This is a genomic window from Agrobacterium sp. LMR679, from assembly GCF_027157905.1.
GTDB lineage: Bacteria > Pseudomonadota > Alphaproteobacteria > Rhizobiales > Rhizobiaceae > Agrobacterium > Agrobacterium leguminum.
In genome coordinates this window covers 1,270,543-1,287,774 of the sequence record NZ_JAPVOJ010000001.1, presented here as the reverse complement: position 1 = coordinate 1,287,774, position 17,232 = coordinate 1,270,543, and the positions used below count along the sequence as shown (strand labels likewise).

The window sequence follows — 17,232 nt, the reverse complement described above, 5'->3', positions numbered from 1 at the left end:
GATTACTCCGCCGCCACGCCCATGCGCATGCGCTCCATTTCCTCAAGCGCACGACGGTATTCGACCGGCATGACCTTGCGGAACTTCGGACGGAACTCGCTCCAGCGGTCGAGTATATCCTTGGCGCGCGACGAGTTCGTGTAATGGAAGTGGTTCGAGATCAGCTGATAAAGCCGCTCCTCGTCGTGGCGCGTCATGTCCTCGGAAACGTCCACGCGTCCCTTGTGCATGAGGTCGCCGCCGTGATGGTGCAGCTTCTCCAGCATGTCGTCTTCTTCCGGAACCGGCTCCAGCTCGACCATCGCCATGTTGCAGCGTGTGGCGAAATCGCCCTTCTCGTCGAGAACATAAGCAACGCCGCCGGACATGCCGGCCGCGAAGTTGCGGCCCGTTTCACCGAGAACAACGACGATGCCGCCGGTCATATATTCGCAACCGTGGTCGCCGACACCTTCGACAACCGCGACCGCGCCGGAGTTACGCACTGCGAAACGCTCGCCAGCCACACCGCGGAAATAGCACTCGCCGGTAATGGCGCCGTAGAGAACCGTATTGCCGACGATGATCGAGTTTTCCGCAACGATACGGGTGTTTTCCGGCGGACGCACGATGATGCGGCCACCCGACAGACCCTTGCCGACATAATCGTTACCGTCACCCACCAGATCGAAGGTGATGCCGCGTGCGAGGAACGCGCCGAAGGACTGGCCCGCCGTCCCCTTGAGGGTGACGTGGATCGTATCGTCCTTCAGGCCCTTGTGACCCCAGCGCTTGGCAAGCGCACCTGACAGCATGGCGCCGGCGGAACGGTCGACGTTCTTGATCGGCACTTCGAAAACTACGGGTTCGCGGTTTTCGAGCGAGGGCAGGGACTTCTCGATCAGCTTGCGGTCGAGAATATCGTCGATCGGGTGCTTCTGGCGCTCGGTCCAGAAGGTTGCTTCCTTCGGAGCTTCGACCTTGTGGAAGATGCGGCTGAAATCCAGCCCCTTGGCCTTCCAGTGCGCCAGCATCTCGTCCTTCTCGAGCAGCTCGGAAGCGCCGATGATCTCGTCCAGCCTGGTAACGCCAAGCGAAGCGAGGATTTCGCGCACTTCTTCGGCAACGAAGAAGAAGTAGTTGATGACATGTTCCGGCGTGCCCTTGAAGCGCTTGCGCAGAACCGGGTCCTGCGTCGCAACGCCAACGGGACAGGTGTTGAGGTGGCACTTGCGCATCATGATGCAGCCGGCGGCAATCAGCGGCGCGGTGGCAAAGCCGAATTCATCCGCACCGAGCAGCGCGCCGATGATGACGTCTCGGCCGGTCTTCAGACCGCCATCCACCTGCAGGGCAACGCGCGAGCGAAGGCCGTTCAGCACCAGCGTCTGCTGGGTTTCGGCAAGGCCGATTTCCCATGGGGAACCGGCGTGCTTCAGCGAGGTGAGCGGCGAAGCACCCGTGCCGCCATCGAAACCGGCAACGGTGATATGGTCGGCACGCGCCTTGGCGACACCGGCAGCAACCGTGCCGACGCCGACTTCCGACACCAGCTTCACCGAAACATCGGCTTCCGGGTTGACGTTCTTCAGGTCGTAGATCAGCTGCGCCAGATCTTCGATGGAGTAGATATCGTGATGCGGCGGCGGCGAGATGAGCCCGACACCCGGGGTCGAGTGACGGGTTTTGGCAACCGTCGCATCCACCTTATGGCCGGGCAGCTGGCCGCCCTCGCCGGGCTTGGCGCCCTGCGCCACCTTGATCTGCAGCATATCGGCATTGACGAGATATTCGGTCGTTACACCGAAGCGTCCGGAAGCGATCTGCTTGATGGCGGAGCGTTCCGGGTTCGGCTTACCGTTCAACAGCGGCATGTAACGATCGGATTCTTCGCCGCCCTCACCCGTGTTCGACTTGCCGCCGATGCGGTTCATGGCAATCGCAAGCGTGGTATGCGCCTCGCGGCTGATCGAGCCGAAGGACATGGCGCCAGTCGAGAACCGCTTGACGATATCAGCCGCCGGCTCGACATCGTCGATGGAGACCGGCTTGCGGCCAAGCGCTTCCGCCGACTTGACCTTGAACAGGCCGCGAATGGTGTTCATGCGCAGCGCCGTCTCATTCACCATGCCGGCGAATTCGCGGTAGCGATCCTGGCTGTTGCCGCGCACGGCGTGCTGCAGCGAGGCGACCGCATCCGGCGTCCAGGCGTGGCTTTCGCCGCGCATGCGATAGGCATATTCGCCGCCGATATCGAGCGTGTTGGCAAGGATCGGATCCTTGCCGAAGGCAGCCGTGTGGCGTGTTACGGTTTCTTCGGCAATCTCCGTCAGGCCGACACCTTCGATGGAGGTGGCGGTGCCGAAGAAATACTTCTCGACGAATTCCGAGGAAAGACCGATGGCGTCGAATATCTGCGCGCCGCAATAGGACTGGTAGGTGGAAATGCCCATCTTGGACATGACCTTGAGAATGCCCTTACCAACCGCCTTGATGTAGCGATAGACCACTTCATCGTCGGAGACTTCCTTCGGGAAGGCGCCGTGCTTGTGCATGTCAAGCAGCGTGTCGAAGGCGAGATAGGGGTTGATCGCCTCGGCACCGTAACCGGCCAGCAGACAGAAATGGTGGATTTCGCGCGGTTCGCCGGTTTCCACGACGAGACCGACCGAGGTGCGCAGACCCTTGCGGATCAGGTGATGGTGCACGGCGGCCGTCGCCAGAAGGGCGGGGATCGCGATACGGTCCGGGCCAAGCTGGCGGTCGGAGAGAACGATGATGTTGTAACCGCCGCGAACGGCCGATTCCGCACGCTCGCACAGGCGGTCGAGCATTTCAGGCATGCCTTCGGCGCCGCGTTCCACATCATAGGTGAAGTCGAGCGTCTTGGTGTCGAAACGGTCTTCCGTGTGGCCGATGGAACGGATCTTTTCCAGATCGCCATTGGTCAGGATCGGCTGGCGCACTTCCAGACGCTTGGCGCGGGCGGCACCTTCATGGTCGAGAATGTTCGGGCGCGGACCGATGAAGGACACGAGGCTCATGACAAGCTCTTCGCGGATCGGATCGATCGGCGGGTTGGTCACCTGCGCGAAGTTCTGCTTGAAATAGGTGTAAAGCAGCTTCGACTTTTCCGACATGGCCGAGATCGGCGTATCGGTGCCCATGGAGCCGATGGCTTCCTGACCGGTCGTCGCCATGGGCGACATCAGGAGCTTGGTGTCTTCGCTGGTGTAGCCGAAGGCCTGCTGGCGGTCGAGCAGCGACACGTCGCGGCGCAGCGCGCGCGGTTCTACCGGCTTCAGCTCTTCGAGGATGAGCTGCGTGCGGTCGAGCCAGGTGCGGTAAGGGTGCTTGGCGGCAAGCTCGTGCTTCACTTCCTCGTCGGAAACGATGGAGCCCTTTTCCATGTCGATCAGCAGCATCTTGCCGGGCTGCAGACGCCACTTCTTGACGATGCGCTCTTCCGGCACCGGCAGCGTGCCGGCTTCCGACGCCATGATGATGCGGTCGTCATCGGTGACGAGGTAACGCGCCGGACGCAGGCCATTGCGGTCGAGCGTCGCGCCGATCTGCTTGCCATCGGTGAAGGCGACGGCGGCCGGGCCGTCCCACGGCTCCATCAGCGCTGCGTGATATTCGTAGAATGCCTTGCGCTCAGCCGACATGGACTGGTTGCCGGCCCAGGCTTCCGGGATCAGCATCATCACGGCATGGGCCATGGAATAGCCGCCGCGCACGAGGAATTCGAGCGCGTTGTCGAAGCAGGCCGTGTCCGACTGGCCCTCATAGGAGATCGGCCAGAGCTTGGAGATATCGTCGCCGAACAGCACGGAGGAAACCGACGCCTGACGCGCCGCCATCCAGTTGACGTTGCCGCGCAGCGTGTTGATTTCGCCGTTATGGGCGACCATGCGGTAGGGGTGCGCGAGCTTCCAGGACGGGAAGGTGTTGGTCGAAAAACGCTGATGCACGAGGGCGACGGCGGATTCGAAGCGCGGATCGGCCAGATCCTTGTAATAGGCGCCCACCTGATAGGCGAGGAACATGCCCTTGTAGACGATGGTGGAGGAAGAGAGGGAAACGGGATAGAAATCCTGCGTTTCCTTGCCGCCGCCCTCGTCATAGATGCGGTTGGAGAGCACCTTGCGGATCAGGAACAGCTTGCGCTCGAAATCGGCATTGCTCGCGGCATCGCGGCCGGCACCGATGAAGACCTGCACGTGGTGCGGTTCGGTCGCTGCGATATCCGGCGCCTTGGAGAGCGAGGAATTATCGACCGGCACATCGCGGAAGCCGAGGAACTGCTGCCCCTCTTCGCCGATGACGTCGACAATGACCTTCTTGTAATGCTCGATGCGGGAAGGATCGCGCGGCATGAAGATGTGGCCGACGGCATATTCACCGGCCTTCGGCAACGTCACGCCCTGCGCCGCCATTTCCTCGCGGAAGAAGCGGTCGGGGATCTGCACGAGAATGCCCGCGCCATCGCCCATCAGGGGATCGGCGCCGACGGCGCCGCGATGCGTCAGGTTTTCAAGTATGAACAGGCCGTCCTTGACGATCTGGTGCGACTTGGCGCCCTTCATATGGGCAACGAAGCCGACGCCGCAGGCGTCATGTTCATTGGCCGGATCGTAAAGACCCTGCCTTTCCGGCAAACCGCCCGCGAAACGCGCTTTCGCAGAAACGGGTGCGGCCGCAGCCGCGGTGGGACAGTCTGTGGTCAGGGTGGCGGCGGCGATTTCCGCCTGCGGCTTGTGCGTCATTTTTGTCCCTCCTGCAAAATTACTTGCATGGTTTCATGCGAAGATCCGGCTCGACCGCGAATTTTCGCTTCCCGCAAAATCCGCATTCAATCCGGCTCGATCAAATTTAGGACAGCAAAGCTGTCTCAATTCACCAGGATTTTGGCAGAAACAGGCGAATTTAGCAAGGGTGCGAATCCAATTAGTGAAAGCCCCATTTTGCAGCGAAGTTTCGATACTGACCTATTGCGCGAAACTTTCTTATCGCAAGACCAGCAGAGCCATTGCTTTCATTGCCGGATTTGCCAATCGCAATCTTAGGTCATAGAACTTTGCCGTTCATCGCGCCACGCATTCCCAAACCAGAACCCCAGCCATCGGAAAGCCTTCAGAGATGTTTTTTGCTTCAGACAATTGGGCCGGCGCCCACCCTGCCGTCAACGAACGGCTTTCACGGGAATCCACGCGCTTTGCCGCCGCTTACGGCACCAGCGAACTCGATCTCTCCATCGAAAAGCGCTTCAACGAGATTTTCGAGCGCGAGGTCGCGGTGTTTTTCGTCGCCACCGGCACGGCAGCCAATTCGCTTTCGCTGGCCAGCATCGCCCGTGCCGGCGGCCTGACCTTCTGTCATTCCGAAGCGCATGTGATCGAGGACGAATGCGGCGCACCGGATTTCTTTTCCGGCATGCGCATGGTCGCCGTGGAGGGACCGAACGGCAAGATGCTGCCGGAGAACCTCATCGAGCGCATTGCGCGTTATCCGCAGGATGCCGTGCATCACGGCCGCGCCGCAGCCATCACCATGACGCAGGCGACCGAGGCCGGCACGGTCTACACACTCGATGAAATCGACGCCATCGCCAAAATCGCCAAGGATAATGGCCTGCCGCTGCATATGGATGGCGCGCGTTTCGCCAACGCGCTGGCTGCCCTCGACACCACGCCCGCCGAAATGACCTGGAAACGCGGCGTCGACGTCCTGTCTTTCGGCGGCACGAAAAATGGCTGCTGGTGTGCGGAAGCCATCGTCTTCTTCGATCCCTCGCTCGCCCGGGATTTTTCCTTCCTGCGCAAGCGCACCGCCCAGCTTTTTTCCAAGTCGCGCTTCATCGCCGCGCAGTTCGAGGCCTATCTGCAGGACGACCTGTGGCTTGGCCTCGCCAGCCACGCCAACGCCATGGCCAACCGGCTGCGCGCCGGTTTCGCTTCGCTGAACAGCGCCCGCCTTGCCTGGCCGACCCAGGCCAATGAAGTTTTCGCCATTCTGCCAAAGGCCGCTGCAGAAGCCGCCACGGCAAAGGGTGCGAAGTTCTATGACTGGCTGGAGCCGCGCGACATGCCGGAAAAGGTCGGCAAGGACGAAGTGCTGATCCGCATGGTCACCAGCTTTGCGACGACCGAGGCCGATGTGGATGAATTCCTGTCGATCTGCGCCGCCGTTTAAACTATCGGAGGGCGTCGCCTTGCGGCGCCCTCATACCTCCTGCAGCCGGTAACCGACCCCGGTTTCTGTCAGGATATAGCGCGGCTGATCCGGGGTTTTTTCGATCTTCTGGCGAAGCTGGCGCACATAGACCCGCAAATATTGCACATCGGTCAGTTCGTCCCATACATGCTCCAGCAGAAAACGGTGCGTCAGCACCTTGCCGGCATGCTGCACCAGAACCCGCAGGATGTCATATTCCTTGGGCGAGAGCTTCACCTCCCGGTCCTCCACCTTGACGATGCGCCTGACCAGATCGACGGAAAGATCTCCGGTCTGGAACACCGGCCTCTCCCCCTGACTTTGCAGACGATGGCGCAGGGCGACGCGGATGCGGGCAACGAGTTCGTTCATGCCGAAAGGCTTGGTGATATAGTCATCCGCCCCCAGTTCCAGCGCCTTGACGATACCCGCCTCATCCGTGCGGCTGGAGAGGATGATGACCGGCAGCGCCAGCCCTTCGCCGCGCCATTTCGCCAGAAGATCATGCCCCGACATATCTGGCAGGCCGAGATCGAGAACGACGAGATCGGGCTTGTCCTCACTGACCAGTTCCATGGCGACCTTCGCATTCATCGCCTCGCTCACCGCATATTCCTGGGTCGACAGGCCTACGCGCAAAAGCTTGCGGATCGGCGGTTCGTCGTCGACGATCAGAATACGAACGGCGGAATTGGTCATTCCCGATCTCCTTCAGCGGCATAGCGGCTTGTCGCCGGCAATCGCGCCTTAATCATGGTCTATCACCGGCGCATCGGCGGGAACCGGCAGGCTGACGGTAAACTGCGCACCGGCACGGCCCGGCCTGTTTTCCGCGCGGATCGAACCGCCCATGGCCTCGATAAACCCCTTGCAGATGGACAGCCCCAGGCCCGTTCCGGCCTGCACATGATCCGCCTTGCGCACCCGGTAGAAACTGTCAAAGACCCGTTCCGTATCGTCGGGTGGAATACCCGGCCCCGCGTCTGCCACGGAGAGGAGGATATTTTTCCCCTGCCGCCAGCCGCGAATCTCGATGGCGGTATGTTCGGGAGCGTATTTGGCGGCATTGTCGATGAGATTGAACAGGACCTGTTCGAAAAGCACGGGGTCGACCTTCAGCATCGGCAGGTCGGAAGGAATATCCAGAACGATCTCATGCCTGCCGACGATTTTCGCGGCCCGCGAAAGTGCGGTTCCGACCATATCGCCCACGAAATGCAGACCGTAATTCGGCTCCATCGCGCCCGAACCGATCCGCGTCATGTCAAGAAGATTGGAGATGAACCGGTTCAGCCGCTCGGATTCCTCGACGATCGTCGAAAGCAGTTCGGCGCGCGCATCCGGCGGGATGTCCTCGGCGAAATCCTTCAGCGTTCCGGCCGAGCCTAGAATGGCCGCAAGCGGCGTCTTGAGATCATGGGAGATGGATGTCAGAAGCGCGGTGCGCAGCCGGTCGGTTTCCGCCGCAAGCCTCGCCCGGTCGACATCCGAGACGAGCTGGATTCGCTCGATGGCAAGTGCCGCCTGATCGGCCAGGGCATCGAACAGCCGCTGCTGTTCCGGTGTCAGAAGCGGGCCGAGCCGGTCATCGTCCAGCCCCACCACGCCGACGGCGCCGCTGCCGGTGCGCAGGGGCAGGTAAAGACGTTTGGCGCCGGGAAGCGTATCCGCGCCCCTGCCTGCTGCCTTGTTATGTTCCCAGGCCCATTGCGCGGCGGCAATATCGGCATCCACCAGCGTATCGTCCGGCGGATACCCCGCCTTGACCGTGATCGTGTTGTTTTCCGGTAAGAGAAGAACGATCCGCACCTTCAGCATCGAGGCCATCTGGAAAGCGGCCGCCCACAGCACATCGTCCAGCGTTCCTGTCACCGAAAGCTTCTTGGAGAACAGATATAAATCTTCCGTCGTTCGCGCCCTTGCCCGTGCGGCGGCGGCCTGCCGTTGTACGGCCGCCGTGAGATTGGAGGCGACAAGCGCCACGCCGAGATAAAACAGCAGCGCCACGACACTTTCCGGATCGCGAACGGTCAGGGTGTAACGCGGCTCAAGGAAGAAAAAATTGAATGCAAAAGCGCCGAGCAGGGAAGCATAAAGCGCTGGCCCCAGCCCGCCGCGCACGGCGGCGGCCAGAACCGCCATCAGGAACACCAGCGCCAGATTTCTGACATCGAGCGTCTGGTCGAGCACGATGCCGGCCACGATCGCCAGGCCGACGAACAGGGTGCTGTTAAGATAGGGCCGTATGGAACGATACGATTGCGCCGAGGCCGGCTTTGCGGCCTGGCCCGGCTTCTCTTCTTTTTATCGCCGGAAATGACGTGAACGCTGATATCGCCGGCGTGGTCGATCAGATCATGTGTCAGCGAGCGCTGAAAAATCCGCTGCCACCAGGATTTTCGCGGGCGGCCGATGATGATGTGGGTGAAATTATTGGCGTTGGCGTAGGAGATAATCTCCCGCGTCAGGTCTAGCGCCGGCAGGGTCACCGTCTCGCCGCCGAGCTGCTGGGCAAGCCGCATCGTGCCGGCCAGCCGGTCCTTCTCCGCCTCCGACAATTGCTGCGAACGCGGCGTATCGAGATGCAGCGCCGTCCAGGGCGCGCGCAGCCGATCCGCCTGCCGGCGGGCATAACGCACCAGCCCCGGGCCATTGCCGCCGTGGTCCAGGCAAACCAGAACCCTGTCTCCTGCCGCCCAGGGGCCGGAAATGGCATGGGACTGCATGTGGTTGAGCAATTGCTCATCCACCCGTTGCGCGGTGCGCCGCAGCGCAAGCTCTCGCAGCGCCGTCAGATTGCCGCGCGAGAAATAATTCTCGATGGCGCGCCGGGCGGTGCGGGGCAGGTAAACCTTGCCATCCTGCAGCCGCTTGATCAGATCGTCTGGCGTAATATCGATGATTTCGACATCGTCGGCCCGGTCGATAATGCTGTCGGGCACCGTTTCGCGAACGCGGATGCGGGTGATCTGCGCAACGACGTCGTTCAGGCTTTCGACATGCTGGATGTTCAGCGTCGTATAGACGTCGATGCCCTGCGCCAGAATTTCCTGAACGTCCATGTAGCGCTTGGGGTGGCGTGCTGCCGGCGGCATTGGTGTGCGCCAGTTCATCGACCAGAACCAGAGCGGGACGGCGGGCGAGAATGGCATCGAGATCCATCTCTTCCAGCACCTGACCGCGATAGTCGATACGCCGGCGCGCGATGATCTCGAAACCCTGCACCAGCGTTTCGGTTTCCCGGCGGCCATGGGTTTCCACGACGCCGATGACGGCATCCACCCCATCCGCCAGCTTCGCTCGGCCGGACATCAGCATTTCATAGGTCTTGCCGACGCCCGGTGCCGCCCCTAAAAATATCTTCAGCCGGCCACGCGTCTCGCGCCGGGCGTTTTCCAGCAGCGCATCGGGCGACGGTCGGCTCGGCATATCGCGATTGTCGTCAGGCATTTAACCCACCAGTGGTCGAGGCTATGGCTTGCGAACAAGCCATAGCCATTTCAGTTCATGAGCCGGCTGCGTCAAGAGCCATGTTGAGCGCCAGCACATTCACGACCGGCTCTCCCATGAATCCGAGTTCCGGTCCTTCGACATGGCGCTCGACGATGGCACGCAGGGATGCCTCATCCATGCCCCTTGCTTTGGCGACACGGGGAACCTGAAAATAAGCAGCCTCCGGCGAAACATGCGGATCAAGGCCGCTGCCCGAGGCCGTCACCAGATCTGCCGGAACCTCGGCCGCCGGATTTTCGGCTTTTGCGGCCTCGTAATCGTGTTTCACCCGGTCGATGAGCTTGGCGCTCGTCGGACCGAGATTGGATCCGGACGACGAAGCGGCATTGTAACCATCGCCGGCAGCCGATGGCCTGCCATGGAAATATTTCTCACTGGCAAAGGACTGCCCGATCAATTGCGAACCTACAACAGCACCATTCTTTTCGATGAGGCTGCCATTGGCTTGAAAGGGGAAAATCGCCTGAGCGAGACCCGTCATGCCCAGAGGATAGGCAAGGCCGGTGATGGCGGTGGTGGCGAGGATGAGCACCAGTGCGGGACGAAGCTGTTTGAACATTGTCTTTACTCCTCAAGCGAGACCGAGCGCCGTGACGGCGAGGTCGATGACCTTGATGCCGATGAAGGGAACGATGATGCCGCCGAGGCCATAGATGACCAGATTGCGCGACAGCAGCGCACCCGCGCCGATCGGCCGATATTTGACGCCCTTCAGCGAGAGCGGGATGAGCGCGATGATGATGAGCGCGTTGAAGATGATCGCCGACAGGATGGCGCTCTGCGGTGTCGAAAGCCCCATCACGTTCAGAACGCCAAGCTGCGGATAGAGCACCAGGAACATTGCCGGGATGATGGCGAAATATTTGGCGATATCGTTGGCGATGGAGAACGTCGTCAGCGCGCCGCGCGTCATCAGCAATTGCTTGCCGATTTCCACGATCTCTATGAGCTTGGTCGGATCGCTGTCGAGATCGACCATATTGCCCGCCTCGCGTGCCGCAACCGTGCCGGTGTTCATGGCAACACCGACATCGGCCTGCGCCAGCGCCGGCGCGTCGTTGGTTCCATCGCCGCACATGGCGACGAGCTTGCCCTTGGCCTGTTCCTCGCGGATAAGCTCCAGCTTGTTTTCCGGTGTCGCCTGGGCGAGGAAATCATCGACGCCGGCTTCCGCTGCGATGGCGGCGGCCGTCATGGGGTTGTCGCCGGTAATCATCACCGTGCGGATGCCCATGCGGCGAAGCTCTGCGAAACGCTCGCGAATGCCGCCCTTGACGATATCCTTCAGTTGCACGACGCCGAGCAGCTTTCCATCTCGTACGACGGCGAGCGGCGTGCCGCCGGTCTTGGCGATCTCTTCGGCAATTGTCCGGATGCCGCGTGCGGCGTCCGTTTCGGTCTTGACGGCAAGCGCCACATTGCCCTGTTGCGAAGCGCCGCCGTTAACATAGGCAAGAACGGCGTCGACTGCGCCCTTGCGAATGGAGGAACCTTCGAAATCGACACCGCTCATGCGGGTCTGGGCGGTGAAGGGTACGAAATTCGCATGCAGTTTCTGCATGTCGCGGGCGCGGATGCCGTATTTTTCCTTGGCGAGAACCACGATGGAACGGCCTTCCGGCGTTTCGTCAGCAAGGGAGGCAAGCTGCGCCGCATCGGCCAGCTCCTGCTCGGAAACGCCTGCAACGGGACGAAACTCGGTCGCCTGCCGGTTACCCAGGGTGATGGTGCCGGTCTTGTCGAGCAACAACGTATCCACGTCGCCGGCGGCCTCGACGGCGCGGCCGGACATGGCCAGCACGTTGAAACGCACCAGCCTGTCCATGCCGGCAATGCCGATAGCCGACAGAAGCGCGCCGATGGTAGTCGGGATGAGCGTCACGAACAGAGCCACCAGCACGATGATCGGGATCGAACCGCCGGCATAGGATGCAAAGCTCGGAATGGTCGCCGTAGCCAGCACAAAGATCAGCGTCATGCCCGCAAGCAGAATGTTGAGCGCGATCTCGTTCGGCGTCTTCTGGCGTTCAGCGCCTTCGACCAGCGAAATCATCCGGTCGAGGAAGGTGGAGCCGGCAGCGGCGGTGATGCGAACCCTGATCCAGTCCGACAGCACCTGCGTGCCGCCGGTGACGGCAGAGCGGTCGCCGCCGGATTCCCGGATGACGGGGGCGGATTCGCCGGTGATTGCCGCCTCGTTGACGGAGGCGACACCTTCGATGACCTCACCGTCGGAGGGGATGATATCACCCGCCTCGACGAGAACGACATCGTTCACCTTCAGGCTGGTGCCCGCCACCATCTTATACTGGCTACGATCATCGCCGGTGAGCAGTTTCGCCTGGGTTTCGGTGCGGGTCCGACGCAGCGAATCCGCCTGCGCCTTGCCGCGCCCTTCGGCGACGGCTTCCGCGAAATTGGCGAACAATACGGTAAACCAGAGCCAGAGATTGATCTGGAAGGAAAAGCCGAGATTGGCGCCGCCCATGATGAGATCGCGGATGAACAGCACCGTTGTCAGCACCGACACCGTCGCGACCACGAACATGACCGGGTTGCGGGCCAGCGTGCGTGGGTTGAGCTTTTTGAATGCGGCGGCAATCGCCGGCACGAGAATGCGAGAATCGAGGATGCTCGCTTGTTTGGACTGGCTCATGAAGAGGCTCCAGCGTTTGAAACGGGGCGACGGATGAAGGTCGATCAGCCCGTGATAACTTCGAGAGCGACGACGGCGGCGACGAGAGCCGCCATCATCGCGAGAATGAGATTGGAAGCGCACCAGCCCCCGGGCGTGGCGCTCCCTTTGACGGGAGCGCCTTTGCGAGTGGAGACGATGCGGTTACTTCGGGACTTGTCGTTCATGGCATAACCTCAGAAGAGCTGGCCTGCCGCCATCACCAGATGTTCGGCAACAGGGCCCAGCGCCAGCGCAGGCAGGAAGGTAAGGCCGCCGACGATCAGGATCGTGCCGACCAGCAGGCCGACGAAAAGCGGGCCATCCGTCGGGAAGGTGCCAGCCGAGGCCGGAACGGTCTTCTTGGTAACCAGCGAACCGGCAATGGCGAGTGCCGGAATGATGACCAGAAAACGGCCCATCAGCATGCCGAAGCCAAGCGTGATGTTGTACCAGGTGGTGTTGCCGGTGAGGCCGCCGAAAGCCGAGCCGTTATTGGCGGCCGCCGAGGTATAGGCATAGAGGATTTCGGAGAAGCCGTGCGGCCCCGCCGTGCCGATTGACGCGACCGCCGAGGGCAGAACAGTGGCCGTTGCCGTGAAGACCAGCATGGCGAGCGGCAGGCAGAGAATGGCCAGAACCGCCATCTTCATTTCCTTGGCCTCGATCTTCTTGCCCAGATATTCCGGCGTGCGCCCGACCATCAGACCCGCCACGAAGATGGCGATGACGATGAAGAGCAGAATACCGTAAAAACCCGCGCCGACACCACCGACGATCACCTCGCCCAACTGCATGTTGATGAGTGGGATAAGACCGCCCAGCGCCGTGAAGCTGCCATGCATGGCGTTGACCGCGCCGCAGGAGGCGGCAGTGGTGATGACCGCGAAGAGCGATGAGAGCGCCACGCCGAAACGGACTTCCTTGCCCTCCATATTGCCGCCGGCAAGACCGAAGCCGTGCATCAGCGGGTTTCCGGCCGCTTCCGCCCAATAGGTGACGGCGACGCCGGCGATGAACAGCACGCCCATGGCGGCGAGGATCGCCCAGCCCTGGCGCTGGTTGCCAACCATGCGGCCGAAGACATTGGTAAAGGCTGCACCAATGGCGAAGATCGACACCATCTGGAGCATGTTGGAAATGGCATCCGGGTTCTCGAAGGGATGCGCCGAATTGGCGTTGAAGAAGCCGCCGCCATTGGTGCCCAGCATCTTGATCGCCAGCTGCGACGCGACGGGGCCGACGGCAATCGTCTGCTGCGCGCCTTCCAGCGTCTGCGCGTTCACATAAGCGCCGAGTGTCTGCGGCACACCAAGCCAGACGTAAACGAGGGTCAGCACGATGCAGAGGGGTAAAAGCACATAGAGCGTGGAGCGGACCATATCCACCCAGAAATTGCCTATCGCCTTGCCGGAAGCGCGGGAAAACGCGCGGATGAGGCCGATGGCGATCGCCATGCCTGTTGCGGCGGAAACGAAGTTCTGTACCGTGAGGCCGGCCATCTGGGTCAGATAGGACAGGGTGCTTTCGCCGCCATAATTCTGCCAGTTGGTGTTGGTGACGAAGCTGACCGCCGTATTGAAGGACAATTCCGGTCCCACGGCCGCCATTCCTTGCGGATTATAGGGCAGCACCGCCTGAAAGCGCATCAGGGCATAAAGCAGGGCAAAACCGAGCAGGTTGAAGAGAAGCATGGAGAAAGCATAGGTCGTCCAGTGCTGCTCCTCACGCTCGCTTGTCCCGGCAAGGGCATAAAGGCCGCGCTCGACCGGTGCGAGAACCGGCGACAGCAGGGTGCGCTCGCCATTAAAGACACGCGCCATATAGAAGCCGAGCGGCTTCACCAGCGCAAAAATGATCCCGCAGAAAAGCAGGACCTGAAACCATCCATTGAGGGTCATGGTATTGAACTTTCAATAGCCGCCGCTTCCCGATCAGAAACGTTCGGGGCGAATGAGAGCATAGGTGAGATAGGCGGCGATAAAGACCGTGACGGCACCGCTCAAGATATAGTCGAATGTCATCGCAGCCTCCGCCTAAAGCCGGTCGCAGGCGCGCGTGTAGGCAAAGCAGAGGGCGAAAAACACCATCGCTGCGCCGATCAGAACAACATCCATCATCGATGGGACTCCTTTTTATTCGAGGAGCCGGACAGGAAGAAAAGCGCCGTCATGTGGGACGTCGCTTTTCATTCTTTCTGGCTGAGAAGGGAACACCATCCCTTCCCGCACAGAAGAATGCACCCGAACCGCATAAAGGTTCGAGACGGCCACAGAGACAATAAAATAGGAATCCTATAGGAATTTCGATGCCCGCCGGTCGCGGGCATCGCTGCCGCTACTTAGAGTTTTGGCGCATTTCCGGACGGAAAACCGGGGTCCACTTTTCCTGGAAGTGCTCTAAGAGAGCGGGCTGTCACCGAAAGCGGAAACGATGGTTTCCGCCGAACTTTGACCGGCCAGCAGCGCTGCCAGCAAAATGCGGGCCTGGCCCGGGCGAAGCGTGGATGAATGCACGGCGCCCGCCGCGACAAGATCATGCCCGCCGCCGCCGCCGCCATAGGTCGCCACCAGCCGCCCTTCCGGCACACGGCTGGAAACGATGACGGGAACGCCGCGTTCGGCGCAGCGCTTCACGGCTTCAGCGATACGCGGATTGGCGTTGCCGGAACCGAGTGCGGCAAGGACGATGCCTTTCGCGCCCGCCTGCAGGCTTGCATCGATATGGGTCGCGTCACAGCCGGGATGAATGGCGACGATATCGACGCGCTGATCGGTTACCGGGGCGGAAAGCCGCAGCGTTGCGGCGGCAGCCAACGGCCGGGCGGAGCGGAAGGCGTCCGCCTCGTCCGCGCTCAGCTTATAAAGCCCCCAGGCCGGCAGACAGCGGCCGCCGAAGGAGAGGAGCACGCCTTTTGCGGCATTCGCTCGATCAAGCGCTGTTTCTATGGCCCGGGCCAGATTGGCCGGCCCGTCCGCGTCCTTATGGTCTGCGGTAAACTGTGCGCCGGTGAAGACCACCGGCTTTGTGATGGGCCGCTGCAAATGCACGAGCAGCGAGGATTCTTCCATGGCGTCGGTGCCATGCAGAACCACGATGCCGGTAACGGCGGGATCATCGAGCTCAGCACCCACCGCTTCGCTGATGCGCTGCATGTCGGCCAATGTCAGGCTGGAGGAATCCTTCGCCATCAGATCGACCGGCTTCAGCCGGGCGTTGATCTGCGGAACCAGCGCCAGCAGGTCCTCACCCGAAAGGCTGGGCGTGCTCACGCCATCGGCACCACGCCGGCTGGCGATGGTGCCGCCGGTGGCGATGACCGCCACCAGAGGCGTTGCGTCCTGCCCGCTCACTGCGATGCTCCCGCACGCTCGTCCGCAAGGCGGTAGATGCGGTCACGCAAGAGATACCAGCCGATGACGAGCGCCGGGATGATGACCAGCAGGGACGCGATGGTCCAGGAACCGACGGGATAGTCGAAAGCCATTAGCACCAGCACGCCGAACAGGAAGATGAGCGTGAGAATGCCGGTATAGGGCGCGCCGAACATGCGGAAATCGGGACGCACGAGTTCACCACGCTTGGAAAGCTGCCAGAGCTTCAGCTGGCAAAGCACGATAACCGCCCATGCGCAGATGATGCCGAGCGCCGAGAGGTTAAGCGCGATTTCGAAAGCAGCGGAGGGAACGACCGCATTCAGGGCCACGCCGAGAACGGTGACGACGGCCGTGACCGCAATGCCGCCATAAGGCACGCCATTCTTGTTCATCTTCGCCAGCGCCGCCGGAGCAGAGCCGGAAACCGCCATGGAATGCAGGATGCGGCCGGTGGAGTAAAGCCCGGCATTGAGCGAAGACAGCACGGCGGTCAGAACGACGAGGTTCATGATCACGTCAGCGCCCTGCACGCCGATGGAACCGAAGAAGGTGACGAAGGGGCTCTCGCCGGCCTTATAGGCGGTGTAGGGCAGAAGCAGCGCGAACAGCAGCACCGAACCGACATAAAAGACCACGAGACGCAGGACGACGGCGCGGATGGCGCGGGGCATGACCTTGCGCGGGTCTTCCGTCTCGCCTGCCGCCGTGCCGATCAGTTCGATGGAGGCATAAGCGAAGACGACGCCCTGTATGATGACGAAGGCTGGCAAAATACCGTTCGGGAAGAAGCCGCCATTGTCGGTGATGATGCTGAAGCCGGTGACATGACCTTCGATGGGGGTGCCGAAGATGACGAAATAAATGCCGACAACGAGGAAGATCGCAAGCGCCAGCACCTTGATGAGGCTGAACCAGAATTCAAGCTCGCCGAAGACCTTCACCGACAGCATGTTCATCGCCAGCACGACCAGAAGCGCCGTCATCGCGAAGACCCACTGGTCGATACCCGCAAGCCACGGAACATATTGCTTGAAGAAATTCATGTAGAGGGCAACAGCGGTCACATCCGCCACCGAGGTCATGGCCCAGTTCAGCCAATACATCCAGCCGGCCGCAAAGGCCATCTTCTCGCCGTAGAATTCGCGAGCATAGGACACGAAGGAACCGGAGCTCGGGCGATGCATGATCAGTTCGCCGAGCGCGCGCAGCACCAGAAACGCGAAGAAACCGCACAGCGCATAAACGAACACCAGCGCCGGGCCGGCCTGCGCCAGACGCCCGCCCGCACCGAGGAAAAGCCCGGTGCCGATGGCGCCGCCAATGGCGATCATCTGGATCTGACGTGGCTTGAGGGCCTTGTGGTAACCGAGATCTTCTTCGACGAAGACCTCACGGTCGGCGGACGCCGTTTTCCCAGAATGCATGGATATTTATCCTCCCGATAAAGTGCTTGCAGTCGGCGATAAGCCGGAA

At 61.4% G+C, this 17,232-nt stretch carries 10 protein-coding genes and 1 pseudogene; 1 reads left to right on the top strand and 10 read right to left on the bottom strand.

What is annotated here, in order from left to right; all coding sequences use genetic code 11:
• Nucleotides 1–2: 2 nt before the first annotated feature.
• Nucleotides 3–4,748: a glutamate synthase large subunit gene (gene gltB, locus O3W47_RS05895; protein ID WP_080819543.1), complete on the bottom strand. Its 4,746-nt coding sequence runs from the start codon at nucleotides 4,746–4,748 to the stop codon at nucleotides 3–5.
• A 373-nt stretch (nucleotides 4,749–5,121) separates the two neighbouring features.
• Between gltB and O3W47_RS05890 the strand changes: the two genes are divergently transcribed.
• Entirely contained in the window at nucleotides 5,122–6,174 is a 1,053-nt protein-coding gene (locus O3W47_RS05890; RefSeq protein ID WP_127755536.1) for a threonine aldolase family protein, read from the top strand.
• A 30-nt stretch (nucleotides 6,175–6,204) separates the two neighbouring features.
• Here O3W47_RS05890 and O3W47_RS05885 read toward each other — a convergent pair whose 3' ends face one another.
• The 9 genes and pseudogenes from O3W47_RS05885 to O3W47_RS05845 form a co-directional block, all read right to left on the bottom strand.
• On the bottom strand, nucleotides 6,205–6,894 hold the full coding sequence (locus tag O3W47_RS05885; protein WP_077983515.1) for a response regulator transcription factor: 690 nt from the start codon (nucleotides 6,892–6,894) through the stop codon (nucleotides 6,205–6,207).
• Between the two features lie 48 nt (nucleotides 6,895–6,942).
• Nucleotides 6,943–9,645, bottom strand: a pseudogene (locus tag O3W47_RS05880) (DUF4118 domain-containing protein).
• A 55-nt stretch (nucleotides 9,646–9,700) separates the two neighbouring features.
• The gene (gene kdpC / locus O3W47_RS05875) at nucleotides 9,701–10,267 is read right to left on the bottom strand and encodes a potassium-transporting ATPase subunit KdpC (protein ID WP_269313222.1); all 567 of its coding nucleotides are present in this window, start codon (nucleotides 10,265–10,267) and stop codon (nucleotides 9,701–9,703) included.
• A gap of 12 nt (nucleotides 10,268–10,279) precedes the next feature.
• Nucleotides 10,280–12,364, bottom strand: a complete 2,085-nt coding sequence (gene kdpB, locus O3W47_RS05870; protein WP_269313221.1) for a potassium-transporting ATPase subunit KdpB — start codon at nucleotides 12,362–12,364, stop codon at nucleotides 10,280–10,282.
• A 44-nt stretch (nucleotides 12,365–12,408) separates the two neighbouring features.
• Nucleotides 12,409–12,570, bottom strand: coding sequence for a hypothetical protein (locus tag O3W47_RS05865; RefSeq protein ID WP_269313220.1), 162 nt, complete (start codon nucleotides 12,568–12,570; stop codon nucleotides 12,409–12,411).
• Between the two features lie 9 nt (nucleotides 12,571–12,579).
• Entirely contained in the window at nucleotides 12,580–14,283 is a 1,704-nt protein-coding gene (gene kdpA / locus O3W47_RS05860; RefSeq protein ID WP_080819548.1) for a potassium-transporting ATPase subunit KdpA, read from the bottom strand.
• A gap of 33 nt (nucleotides 14,284–14,316) precedes the next feature.
• Nucleotides 14,317–14,406, bottom strand: coding sequence for a K(+)-transporting ATPase subunit F (gene kdpF, locus O3W47_RS05855; RefSeq protein WP_003506089.1), 90 nt, complete (start codon nucleotides 14,404–14,406; stop codon nucleotides 14,317–14,319).
• A gap of 375 nt (nucleotides 14,407–14,781) precedes the next feature.
• Nucleotides 14,782–15,735, bottom strand: a complete 954-nt coding sequence (locus tag O3W47_RS05850; RefSeq protein WP_269313219.1) for an asparaginase — start codon at nucleotides 15,733–15,735, stop codon at nucleotides 14,782–14,784.
• The gene (locus O3W47_RS05845; RefSeq protein WP_137453610.1) at nucleotides 15,732–17,183 is read right to left on the bottom strand and encodes an amino acid permease; all 1,452 of its coding nucleotides are present in this window, start codon (nucleotides 17,181–17,183) and stop codon (nucleotides 15,732–15,734) included. The genes O3W47_RS05850 and O3W47_RS05845 overlap by 4 nt, the downstream gene beginning before the upstream one ends.
• Nucleotides 17,184–17,232: the final 49 nt, after the last annotated feature.